We start from the raw sequence: 11,132 nt of genomic DNA, 5'->3' as shown, positions 1-11,132 counted from the left end.
CAATAATATATTGTATATAATTTTCAGAAAGAAGGAATCCACATGCCAGTTAGACGAATCGAACACGTTGGACTTATGGTTGCAAACTTAGAAACATCTATTTCATTTTATGAAGAAGTAATCGGCTTACAGCTCATTAAACGTATGGGGCACCCAAATCCAGACTTTAAACTCGCTTTTTTAGGTGTGGAAGAATCGAAAGAAACGATACTTGAACTAATTGAAGGTTACAACTCTTCCCTTCCGGCAGAAGGAAAAGTACATCACATTTGCTTTAAAGTGGATTCATTAGAGGATGAAATCGAAAGACTACAGAAACACAGAGTGACATTTTTACTAGGAGAAGAAATTGAAACATTACCAGATGGAACACGTTACATATTTTTTGCTGGTCCTGATGGAGAGTGGATTGAGTTTTTTGAAACGGAGAGATAGAAAAGAAGCCGGAATTCCGGCCCCTTTTTTTCGCAAGTGCAACAACGATTTGAACACCATTAACATTTAAACATACCTTCAACCTGAAAATTCACCAAGATTAAGAAACAATCATTTTGTTGGGAGTAGTGGATGATGAATACAGTCTATATTATTGTTTTTTGGGTGCTTATACTTTTCCCACTCCTTTATGTAATCAAGATAAAGAATTGGAATATAAAAGTAGCTGCCGTATTTATTGGAAGGATTCTATTAAGTATCGTCTTTTTCTTAAATGGAATGTATGTAGGACTGCAACGAAATTGGGTACAGCCTCCCTATGAAAAAGAATGGGATTTCTTTATAAAGTCTCTGCAACATGGAAAGACTGAAGCACTTATAGAATTATTACTTCTAATTATTATCATTACTTTCGACTTAATAAATGCATTTTATTATATAAATAAAAAGAAATAAGGTGTTTTTCCTATTTCTTTTCTTACTGGGGTACCGCCCCATCGCCATCAAGCTAATATTTTTAATTACCCCCATAACGAAAATTTTATACATCGTTGACTATTGATAATGATACGTTATGTTAACCTTACATGTATGGAATATACAGGGATTTATAACTTGATATAGAACATAAAAAAGAGGAGTTTATACTGTAAATAAGGGGACATACATATGGAATTAGAATCCGAGGTTAAAGCAATCGTTTTAGATTTAGATGGTACGTTATTAAATTCACAAAAGAAAGTGTCAGAAAGAAATAGAAAGGCTATACTGGAGTGTCTGAAGAAAGGATTAAAGGTTATTTTTGCTACAGCAAGGGCGCCACGATCAGTCAAAGTTTTTCTTCCTCACGAACTTCAAGACATTGCAACTATGATTTACTACAATGGAGCTTTGGTAGTGGATAACGCATTAGGTTACAGACAACATTACCCGATTGAATCAGCAATCACAAATGAAATTATAGAATTTGTTATTACTCACCAGGCTGATGCATGCCTCTCAGTTGAATCGGAAGATACATGGTACAGTAATAAAACATTGGATTACAACAAAACCATGAATGCAGTTGTAAATCCAATTGTAGTTCCATTAAATGAATTAAAAAAAGTTAGTGCTTCAAAATTATTAATCTCACAATATACTCATTATGAAAAACTACAAAAACAGTTTGCACATAAAGTAAGTACTATATGTACCGATGCAGGAACTTTAACTCAAATCATGGCAAAAGGTGTTTCTAAAGAACGAGCTGTAAGGGAAATCTGCACCCAAAATAATATCTCTATGGATAACATAATGGTCTTTGGAGACGATTGGAATGATTTAGAGCTATTCTATACATCTGGTTTTCCAATTGCTATGGGAAATGCAATACCTAAATTGAAGGATGCTGCATATTTCATTACCGATACCAATGATAAAGATGGTGTAGCTCAAGTATTAGAAAAGTTAATTTGTACTGTTAACAACAGTTAAAAGGGTAGAATAGTTACTTCCTATATCGAATTTTACGTCAACTAGTCCATTATGTATCCTTCATCAAAATAGAAAAGTAGAAGTGTATATTTTCCCTTTACTATTGTGCACTCTATATTGCTGTGAATCGTTGACCTTTACTTTTTCGTCAATTATAAACCCTTTACCTATATTTACAGTTCCAGCGACATCTTTCCCCTGCCCAGAAAGGTATTATTGAAACGTAGATTATTAACCTTAGCAACAACACGCTTACCTACAAAGGGACTCCACAGTAATTTCTCCTACTATATATATAAATCATACTTAGTTAAATTGGGTTTATTTTATACGGAGCCAAAAACCTCTAAATGTTTATTTTATAATTACATAAATAATCCTAACATCTCCAAAAATTGATATAATGATACAGTTATTAATAGCAATTAGGGAGATATGCAGCATGAACTATACACATATGCCAAAAGGAATAGGAATGGTTAAGCGGACTCCGTTCGCTCCGATACCGAAGAAATTCATCGGTATTGGTAAGATTGTTAAAAAACAAACAAAGGTGGAGCGCCCTACATTAACCCAAAACGAACAAGAAATTATTGAAAACAAGTTATTATGTTCATTTCTTTCTGAAGAGAAAATATTGATTATTTATTATAGAGATGGTCATTTGCTTACTAGATATGTGACTGTAACTGACATAAATCCGATAAAGAATTTAATAACTTGCACTGATGCATCTTATAACAGAATTTTCCTTAATTTTATAGATATAATTGATTTGAGATAAAAAACATACAGTTTTTCAAATATAGCCGGGAATAAAAATGAAAGAATCTTGTATTCTAGGTTAAATACAGATAGAGCAAAAGTGTAAGTTCTTGTGAGAGTTAGCAAGATAAAGGCTGTTTGTTTATGTTTTGGACTGTCTGTTATGGTTATCGAATTTACAAATACAAAAGAGGAACAGAACTCAATAGAGAAAGCTAAGGAAGCATTTAGATAATAGTTGAAGACGCCCGATTAAGGACGGCTTCAACTATTATCTCACTTTGATATATTCATATCACCATTTACCACCTGGTCTAGTATCCATCCACCAAGTAATCGTATGATAAATCCGTTGACTCTTTTACGTCCGTATAGGGTAGACCTAAACAGGACATTTAACTATCTCTATTTTCGTTCGTTGTGTTCGTTTGTTTTGTTAGACCTTAAATCGAATTGCAACTACATTCTTCGTATTTAATACGTATTAATTTAGAAAACCCATAAACAAAAAAAGAGTGCTGTGAAGAGGCACACTCATTCAAAGGAATTTACCAATCTCGACGATTATCGCGATCACAGTCACGATCATGATTACGTCTGCGACGGCATTCATCACAATCGCAGTCACGGTCACGTCTACAACGACGGTCATCACAATCTCTATGTCTGCGTCTGCAAAACATTAAATCATCCCAAAATCTATTACAATCTCTGCAATGTCTGAAATTACAATTACATCCCATAAATATAATTACCTCCTCTCAACTCTAGGATTCCTCATATTCTATGCTAAAAAACAAAAACAGCTTGTTTACTAGTCTATTTTCTGCATTTTAAAGTAACAATATTATTATCTAATCTTTAAGTTTCAAATCTATTTCACCCCTTATCTTTCCTTAACAACAAACAAGACGCTACCCAGATTACGGCAGCGCCTAACATAACGAACTAATGATTCAAGTTTTCTTTTTCTATAACGACACCTTTATAGTATCGTTATCAATTTTTTCAAAAACCATACTTTTAAACCTAGTCTTGAAAATATTACTTTTAAATGGCATTTGCTGTGTACCAACTGCTAAAGGGCTTAAAATGTTATTTTCGTTTTTAAGAATATTAATTACACTTTGTTGCAGTTCAGAACTAAACTCTCTTATAAAGTGGTCATAATCATCCTTTGGTAATGCTCTCTCTAATTCAGTAAAGTCAAATTTCATTTTATTTTATTTTCCTCCTCTCGTCTATATAATTTTTCGACAAGTAAGAAGGTATTCCTACATATTATCCAAATGTCCATTTTGTACAAAATAAAGAGCACCTTACGATTGCAGGTGCTCAAATATATGAAGTGGGGCTATCCCATACTCCAATATATGCTTGTCCTTATTAAAAAGTGCAAAATAAAAAGAGTACCCGTCATTAGGTACCCTTCAACCAATAAGTATGGCGCTCCAAGTTTCACCTCATATGATAACTCGTCCCACGAATTCATCATATGCTTGTCTTTTTAGAATGTTCACTGGTTTAATGTATAATTTCTATATAACAAAGAAAAAAAGGGTTCTGGTGCAAAAATAAAACAAAAGAGAATAAAGCGCATATATTCCTAACAAAATCGTATCTTATGCTGAAAGTCCAAACAATTGATGGATGAATTCTTTCTGATTTTGGACAGACTGGTCCCGTAAATCAAGCTGCTCTTTTTTAATCATATGCATGGCTTCTACTCCAGAAAGAATGGATGTAGCTGTGTCAAAACATTTGAACCCTAGCATGGAACGGATTCGTTTGTCCAATTCAGGACCATACTGATGAACCCAACGCATAATCGTTGTATGAGAAATGGATAAACCCCGTTCTTCTAGCATTTCCACCAAATCACGAAAACTGAGGTTGTACCGTAGGTACCATCTTACCGTTAACAAAATAATATCAGGCTGATAATGCTTCCATTTGAATACATTTTCCTTTTCCATACCAATCACGCACCCTTTCTAAAGTAATAGTAACAGTATGTCCAAGTTTTATAGATTCATTGCAATTGTCCTTAAGTTTTTGCACCAGAACCAATTACAACAATTACTAAGGATTGCATAAAATCCATCTGCAATCATACCAACTTATTATCTGTTAAAAAACTTTGCACCAGAACTCTCTGAATCATCTTTTTCACTGAACTTAGTGTCCAGTTTAGTGTACCATCTCCAATTGCTGCGTAATTTTTCTGTCTAACTTTTCGGGTTCAGTTCATTATATTTTCTACTTTGTCTTTATATACAACATATTCTTTCCCATCCACTACTGCTACCACTGCAAATTCATCTTTTGGATTGAATGAAAGCCAGTCAGCCCACATGTTTGTATTTGGTCCTCCACTCCACATATTATGAACAGTGTTTTTAGTTAAATTCATAACTTTATAAGATGCATTTGGTGCATTTGTTCCAGTCTTTATTTCAAATGTGTATGCGTTATGAATTTTTTTATAAAAATAGAAAACGTTTGATGGACGAAGCTGATTCATAAAATCCTGTTCTTTTTTCTCTGCAATTTTTATCCCTTCTTGTAATGTGACAACATCTGTTCGTAATGTTTTCCAACTGTCTTTAGCTGCATTCAAGTTAGGGGCTAAGAATTTATATCTATTTTGATCGGCTTTTTGATTAGCTTTATCAATATGTCCCAGTACGCCCGTATATTGAGAGTCTAGATCATCCCATTGCGTGGACATATAAGTAAGAGCAGTAATAGCATTATCAATCGCACTATGCATATCACTAATATTATGAAACGCAACTCCAACTACACGATTTAATGTTATTTTATAATCTACATTCTGACGTAATTTTGCTAATTCCGGCTCTAGCCAGCCTAAATTACCTCTTGCATCACCTATCATTATACCACCAGCAATCAATGTGGGAAGAAAGGGGATTTTCACCATGTCCAATCCCTTAGATTCTATGTCTTTCTGATAGTTTACTTGCCCTAAAAGGTCCTCTAGTCGCTTTTGATCATCCTCAACCGCAGCTCCTTGGCTTTTTAAAATAGACTGCAAGGTCTCTTTATGGCTCCCAAATACTCTAACATCTTCTCCAATAGCATTTTTAAATTTAGTTAATTCTTCTATTAATACTTTTGCAGACTTTTGATTTTGTTGAATTTCCTCCCGTAAATCCGTAATCCCTTTTTTTAAAGTATCTCCATTCCCAGTATTGATCGCCTCTACTAATGTTTCATAATGATTTTCAAATTTTGTATCGTATTCAATAATACCTGTCAATGTATCTAAAAGCTGTTTTTTTACTTTCGTATTCCATGAAACTGCATGTGCTCTTGCATTCTTTTGATCTTGTACAATTTTACTAGGTAAATCTGCATATCCATTAATAGTAATTCCTTCAAAACTCACATCCGGATTATTAATTAACAAATAAGAATATTCATTCATAGATTTCAAAAATAAAACAGCATCTTGCAAAGATTTTTTCATCTGTTCTTCATTTGCTGAAAAAGACATATCTCCATTGTTAGTTTGTTCAATTTCACTTGCAAAAGCTGCTACTGGTGTGACTGCATAAGTAGTTGTCATAGTTAAAAACGTTGATACAGCGAGTAGTTTGTAAGGGATTTTTTTCAGCATTTCATATTCCTCCTATATAGGGTTTGATTTCAAGTTCTATTCTTCTTTAAAAACAATTTCTTTCGAAATGAGTTCTACATCTTTAATGAGTATCATTCTAACTTTCTTTAGCAGCCTTTAAATCATCAAGTATTAAAGAGAATCTATATTGTTTCATAGAATCGATATTACCAAGCAAATCTATATAATCTGTCCCCAATTAATCGCTTCTGTTGCAAAGTTTTAAAAAACAAGTAAAATTGCAAGGTTATCTTTTTATTTTGGATGAAACTTATATAAGTGAAAGGCGAAGTCATTAATGAGACTCCGCCTTTCTGGTGTATAAGGATTTATTAATTGTCGTATTACTATTTAACAACGTAATCATAGATTCTATATGTTTTAGGTGACTTTGCAACAGAATTAATATTTCCCTATTTTTGTGGAGTAACAGGTTCCACTTTTAATTCTTTTATCCCTTCTTTTAATGTGACTGCATCTGTTCGTAATGTTTTCCAACTGTCTTTCGCTGCATTCAAGTTAGGTTTTAAGAATTTAAATTTATTTTGATCCGCTTTTTGGGCTGCATTCTCAATATGTCCCAGCACCCCCGAATATTGAGAATCTAAATCATGCCACTGAGTGGACATATAAGTAAGAGCGTTAATAGCATCATCAAGTGCCTTATGCATCTCACTAATATTAATATACGCAACTCCAACTACACGATTTAATGTTACTTTATAATCTACGGTCTGACGTAATTCTGCTAATGTAGGCTCTAACTTAGATAAATTACCTTGTGCTCCGAGTACTATTAGACCACCAATTAACGGTAGGCCAAAAAGGGCACCCTTCATTACATTAAATCCATCAGATTCTAATTGTTTATAATAATTTACTGATCCTAAAATTTCATCTAGACGTTTTTGATCGGCCTCAACATCAGCTCCTTGGTTTTTTAAAATCGATTGCAAGAGATCTTTATTACTTCCAAATGCTCTAACATCTTGTCCAATAGCGTCTCTTAATTTAGTTAATTCTTGTATTAACTGTTGTGCAGACTTTTGGTTTTGTTGAATTTCACCTCGTAAATCTGTAATTCCTTCTTTTAAAGTTTCTCCATCCCCTGCATTAATCGCATCTACCATTGTTTCATAATAATTGTCAAATGTTGTGTCGTATTCAACAATGCCTGTCAATGTATCTAAAAGCTGTTTTTTTACTTGTGTATCCCATGTAAGAGCATGTGCTCTTGCATTCTTTTGATCTTGTACAATTCTACCAGGTAAATCTACATATCCATTAATAGTAATTCCTTCAAAGTTCACATCTGGATTTTTAATTAACATATAAGAATAGGCATTCATAGATTTTGCAAATAACCCAGCCTTTTGCAAAGTTTCTTTCATCTTCGTTTCATTTGCTGAAAGAGACGTATCTCCATTGTTAGTTTGTTCAATTCCACTTGCAAAAGTTGCTACTGGTGAAACAACAGAAGTTGTTGTCAAAGTTAAAAACGTCGATACAGCGAGTAGTTTATAAGGGATTTTCTTCATCATTTCATATTCCTCCTATATAGGTCTTAATTTTCAGTTCTATTCTTGTTTAAAAGCGATGTCTTTCGAAATGAATTCTGCATCTTTATGAATATCATTCCAGCTTTGTTTAGCAGCTTTTAAATCATCAGGTATTAAAGAGAATTTATGTTCTTGCATAGAGTCGATATTATCAAGTAAATCTGTATAGTTAGCCCCCATTGTATTCCATTGCTTTTGAATATTTGTTAGAGACAGTATCGCTTGATCCACTGTCTGATACAGATATGCCAATGTGTCTTTCGCGTTAGTAAGCGAAATAACTGCTTGGCTAGCAAGATCAGCTTTCGTACCTAATTCTCCGATTTTTTTAGAGATTTCGTTATAGGAGTTCATATGATTAGACGCCGTGACACCAGCTGCTGTTCCTAAACCGATACCAGCTGCACCAAGAGCCGACAGGCCACCAATAACAGCCGGTGTTGCTGTACCGCCAGTTACGACAATTACTACCGCTCCTCCAATAGCTGCAATAACTAAAATAGCTGCTCCCAATCCACCACCAATTGACCATGCTAATACATCATCAAAATGTTTTTTCTGAGTAGAACGGAGTTGCTCAATTTCAGCTTGAAGTTGTGGAATTGTTGCCTGCTGACCTGCTAATATTGCCGTTAATCCACCTTTACCATCTGGGCCACCAACATTATTTTTAAAATCTGTAGAATTTTGATATAGTTTCCCTTTGAAGTCTTGTAACATCTTAATTACATCTGTAACTTCTTTTGAATTTGTATTAATTGTAGTGATTAAATCATTTATGCCCTCTTTTAGGCCTGCCTTATCTTTCTTTTGTACAGTATCTACTAATGTGTCGTAATAATTTTGAAATTGCTCATCGTAATTTACAATATTACGTGCTGTTTTTTGAATCTGCGGTTTTGCTGTATCTAGCCAATAATTCGCATTTATTCGAGACAGTTCCTGATTAAGGTGAATATTTTTGATTAATTCTCCCCCTTCTGAACCTAAATCAATATTGGATAAATTTACATTCGGTTGCTTAATCATTGTTTTTGCGTACAAATCCATTACAAGAATATGAGATCCTGTTTCAGCCAATGCTTTCTTCAGTCCTTCAGGCCCTAATGCATAATTCCCTATTTTCTGTTCTTGAGCGGTCTGTTCTTGTGCAAATGCATGAATAGTGTTACCGGTAGTAGAAGTTATAACCGTTGCCAGTGTGGCTAAAGTTAACACTTTAAATGGAAATTTCTTCATATCTATTTTCCTCCCTATTTTTCGATAGATTCTTATAACCTTCATGTTTTTATAAATTCCTAATATTAAAATTTATAAACCTGTTCTTCAAGATAACTTGTCATATTTTTTAATCTTCTTAATGTATCTTTTTGAGACTCCTGGTTAGTAGTATCAACATTAGTAGATAAATTTGTAATACTATTTTTTATTAGATTCAAATCTTCTTTATAGCGTTTCATTAGATCAAGTTCTACATCTACTTGATTTGCAAACGTATGCAAATCATTTTGCATAAGAAGAAGCATTGATTTTTGTAAATCTGCTATTGATAGTTTCGTTGTTAAATCATATAACTTTTGGTTTTGTTTCTCTAAATCATCTAAATGTGCTCGCTGTTCTGCTGTTAGTTTATTCATTTCAGCGAAGGCACCAAATGTTTTCTTGATTTTTTCAGTGTCAATGGCTTTCATCAGGTCATACTCTTGCGTTTTTGCGGCTGCAGCTGCAGCTATTTCACCTTGTTTGCTTTTCTCAATTGCTTCACGAGCTGCTTTTTTCGCTGATTCAATCTCTAAAGCAGTTTTACCCTTTTCTTTCGCTTCTTGCTCTGCTTTTGTCTCTGCTTCTAAAATAGTGTTATTAATTTCTTTTCCTTTGTTATACGCTGCCAACCCTGCTTGAGCAACCGGTTCAATGATTTCTTTTGAAAGACTATAGACTTCTTTGAATATAACAAATCCTTGTTCATTTAAAGCTCCTGGTACCAATGCTATTTGTTGTAAATCATTCTGAATTTCTTTTTTTGTATTTATTAATTCATTTTTTAGCTGGTCTATTTTCCCTGTTCCATCTGAACTTAGTACATCCTGTGCTTTTGTCACATCAGTATCGAGATCTTTAAGTTTTTTATCAAGCTGTAATTTAAGATCTGTTAATTCATTAATCTGACGTTGTACAATGTCTTTGTTCGTCATAGCCATTTCTTGAAGAACTTCAAGTCTATCCACAAAACCTTCTTTATCTTCTTTATTGTCTACAAACGCTTTTAATGTTGGATAATAGCTATTAAATTTAGTTACAAACCCTTTATTTTTTGAATTTAATAGAATTAAATGCGGATAAAGTTCTGATGACCATTCCTTCATATCTTGCTTGATTAGGAATTGATTTGTATTTAAAGCTGGGACTTCCTCAAGCTGTACATTAGGACTCATTAAAGCTTGATCAATATATGTTTGGATTAATTTAGATTGTGCACCTAATTTTCGTAAGGATGAGGAAATATCCGTATTCTCTTGTTGCGTTTCTGCCTGAACGATTGGCATTGCGAGAGTATTGATAGGAATAGTCGCCCCAGTTACTATTGATGTTATTAAAAAACCTTTAATTATTTTATTTTTCATTCCGTACACCTCTTCACTATTGTCTGTTTATAATCTTATACATACATCTTGAACGACCTAACGCTAGGCTCTTTTCTTGCACATACTTGAGGAAGGAAAATTCTTTCGGATAGAGAGTGTTAAACCCTCGTTATTATTTACTTTTTATAGAATGTAAGGACCTTACTTCCCCCTCATTTAAATACTATGTTTTTCACAAGTAAACAATAAAAGTTCATCCCCTATATTTGAATTAGCTGTCAAATGAATAGTATAATATTGATTTTTCTCTGGAGTTGCTGCTTGACTTACAGGAGCCCAGATAGATAAACTCATTGTTCCTAAAGCTAACCCTGCCATGACCTTTTTGATAATAATTTCATAATATCTCCTAGTTTTGTCGGCAAGGCCCTACAAGATTACAAAAGATGAAATTATACTGTACATTGCTTATACTTTTATCACGGAATAAAATCATTTTTGCTATGTAGAAACTTAAAACACTTTTTTCAAATGTGATACTTTTGAGATTCTAGACCCTTTTAGAAATGAACGAATATTATGATAATTAATTTCGACATAATGTTACTTGCAACTTTAGTGCACATTTATTATTGTAATCTTCTCCCCCTCGAGTGGTCATACCAATTG

The 11,132-nt window shown here is 33.5% G+C and carries 12 protein-coding genes and 1 pseudogene; 4 read left to right on the top strand and 9 right to left on the bottom strand.

Annotated elements, in window-relative coordinates:
- The first annotated feature begins 42 nt into the window (after positions 1–42).
- From AB3X48_RS12285 to AB3X48_RS12275, 3 genes are all read left to right on the top strand, one after another.
- Positions 43–435, top strand: coding sequence for a VOC family protein (locus AB3X48_RS12285; RefSeq protein ID WP_367959590.1), 393 nt, complete (start codon positions 43–45; stop codon positions 433–435).
- A 132-nt stretch (positions 436–567) separates the two neighbouring features.
- Positions 568–891, top strand: coding sequence for a hypothetical protein (locus AB3X48_RS12280; protein ID WP_256416143.1), 324 nt, complete (start codon positions 568–570; stop codon positions 889–891).
- A 213-nt stretch (positions 892–1,104) separates the two neighbouring features.
- A complete protein-coding gene (locus tag AB3X48_RS12275; RefSeq protein WP_016105346.1) occupies positions 1,105–1,911 on the top strand; it encodes a Cof-type HAD-IIB family hydrolase in 807 nt (268 codons plus the stop codon).
- A gap of 63 nt (positions 1,912–1,974) precedes the next feature.
- Here AB3X48_RS12275 and AB3X48_RS12270 read toward each other — a convergent pair.
- Positions 1,975–2,180: pseudogene (locus AB3X48_RS12270) on the bottom strand (N-acetylmuramoyl-L-alanine amidase); the annotation flags it as partial.
- A gap of 173 nt (positions 2,181–2,353) precedes the next feature.
- On the opposite strand from AB3X48_RS12270, the gene AB3X48_RS12265 reads away from it, so the two are divergent.
- Entirely contained in the window at positions 2,354–2,695 is a 342-nt protein-coding gene (locus AB3X48_RS12265) for a YolD-like family protein (RefSeq protein WP_002161228.1), read from the top strand.
- Positions 2,696–3,224: 529 nt separating this feature from the next.
- On the opposite strand, the gene AB3X48_RS12260 is transcribed toward AB3X48_RS12265, so the two are convergent.
- The 8 genes from AB3X48_RS12260 to AB3X48_RS12225 form a co-directional block, all read right to left on the bottom strand.
- On the bottom strand, positions 3,225–3,419 hold the full coding sequence (locus tag AB3X48_RS12260) for a hypothetical protein (RefSeq protein WP_080017270.1): 195 nt from the start codon (positions 3,417–3,419) through the stop codon (positions 3,225–3,227).
- A gap of 228 nt (positions 3,420–3,647) precedes the next feature.
- Positions 3,648–3,893, bottom strand: coding sequence for a hypothetical protein (locus tag AB3X48_RS12255; protein ID WP_016105347.1), 246 nt, complete (start codon positions 3,891–3,893; stop codon positions 3,648–3,650).
- Between the two features lie 405 nt (positions 3,894–4,298).
- The gene (locus AB3X48_RS12250; protein WP_367959587.1) at positions 4,299–4,652 is read right to left on the bottom strand and encodes a hypothetical protein; all 354 of its coding nucleotides are present in this window, start codon (positions 4,650–4,652) and stop codon (positions 4,299–4,301) included.
- A gap of 266 nt (positions 4,653–4,918) precedes the next feature.
- On the bottom strand, positions 4,919–6,319 hold the full coding sequence (gene hblB / locus AB3X48_RS12245; protein ID WP_016105349.1) for a hemolysin BL regulatory component HblB: 1,401 nt from the start codon (positions 6,317–6,319) through the stop codon (positions 4,919–4,921).
- Between the two features lie 413 nt (positions 6,320–6,732).
- Positions 6,733–7,860, bottom strand: coding sequence for a hemolysin BL binding component B (hblA, locus tag AB3X48_RS12240; RefSeq protein WP_002161212.1), 1,128 nt, complete (start codon positions 7,858–7,860; stop codon positions 6,733–6,735).
- 36 nt (positions 7,861–7,896) lie between these two features.
- Entirely contained in the window at positions 7,897–9,117 is a 1,221-nt protein-coding gene (hblD, locus tag AB3X48_RS12235; RefSeq protein ID WP_002120795.1) for a hemolytic enterotoxin HBL lytic component L1, read from the bottom strand.
- 65 nt (positions 9,118–9,182) lie between these two features.
- Positions 9,183–10,502: a hemolysin BL lytic component L2 gene (gene hblC, locus AB3X48_RS12230; RefSeq protein ID WP_016105350.1), complete on the bottom strand. Its 1,320-nt coding sequence runs from the start codon at positions 10,500–10,502 to the stop codon at positions 9,183–9,185.
- Positions 10,503–10,679: 177 nt separating this feature from the next.
- Positions 10,680–10,841, bottom strand: a complete 162-nt coding sequence (locus AB3X48_RS12225; RefSeq protein ID WP_154214316.1) for a hypothetical protein — start codon at positions 10,839–10,841, stop codon at positions 10,680–10,682.
- Positions 10,842–11,132: the final 291 nt, after the last annotated feature.

Source organism: Bacillus sp. S4, from assembly GCF_040838205.1.
Lineage (GTDB): Bacteria > Bacillota > Bacilli > Bacillales > Bacillaceae_G > Bacillus_A > Bacillus_A cereus_U.
This window is presented reverse-complemented; position numbering and strand designations above follow the sequence as displayed.

Bases quoted from the DNA above. Each gene is read 5' to 3' on its own strand.
- AB3X48_RS12285 (WP_367959590.1), top strand. From the start codon at position 43: ATGCCAGTTAGACGAATCGAACACGTTGGACTTATGGTTGCAAACTTA.
- AB3X48_RS12280 (WP_256416143.1), top strand. From the start codon at position 568: ATGATGAATACAGTCTATATTATTGTTTTTTGGGTGCTTATACTTTTC.
- AB3X48_RS12275 (WP_016105346.1), top strand. From the start codon at position 1,105: ATGGAATTAGAATCCGAGGTTAAAGCAATCGTTTTAGATTTAGATGGT.
- AB3X48_RS12265 (WP_002161228.1), top strand. From the start codon at position 2,354: ATGAACTATACACATATGCCAAAAGGAATAGGAATGGTTAAGCGGACT.
- AB3X48_RS12260 (WP_080017270.1), bottom strand. From the start codon at position 3,419: ATGGGATGTAATTGTAATTTCAGACATTGCAGAGATTGTAATAGATTT.
- AB3X48_RS12255 (WP_016105347.1), bottom strand. From the start codon at position 3,893: ATGAAATTTGACTTTACTGAATTAGAGAGAGCATTACCAAAGGATGAT.
- AB3X48_RS12250 (WP_367959587.1), bottom strand. From the start codon at position 4,652: ATGGAAAAGGAAAATGTATTCAAATGGAAGCATTATCAGCCTGATATT.
- hblB (WP_016105349.1), bottom strand. From the start codon at position 6,319: ATGCTGAAAAAAATCCCTTACAAACTACTCGCTGTATCAACGTTTTTA.
- hblA (WP_002161212.1), bottom strand. From the start codon at position 7,860: ATGATGAAGAAAATCCCTTATAAACTACTCGCTGTATCGACGTTTTTA.
- hblD (WP_002120795.1), bottom strand. From the start codon at position 9,117: ATGAAGAAATTTCCATTTAAAGTGTTAACTTTAGCCACACTGGCAACG.
- hblC (WP_016105350.1), bottom strand. From the start codon at position 10,502: ATGAAAAATAAAATAATTAAAGGTTTTTTAATAACATCAATAGTAACT.
- AB3X48_RS12225 (WP_154214316.1), bottom strand. From the start codon at position 10,841: ATGGCAGGGTTAGCTTTAGGAACAATGAGTTTATCTATCTGGGCTCCT.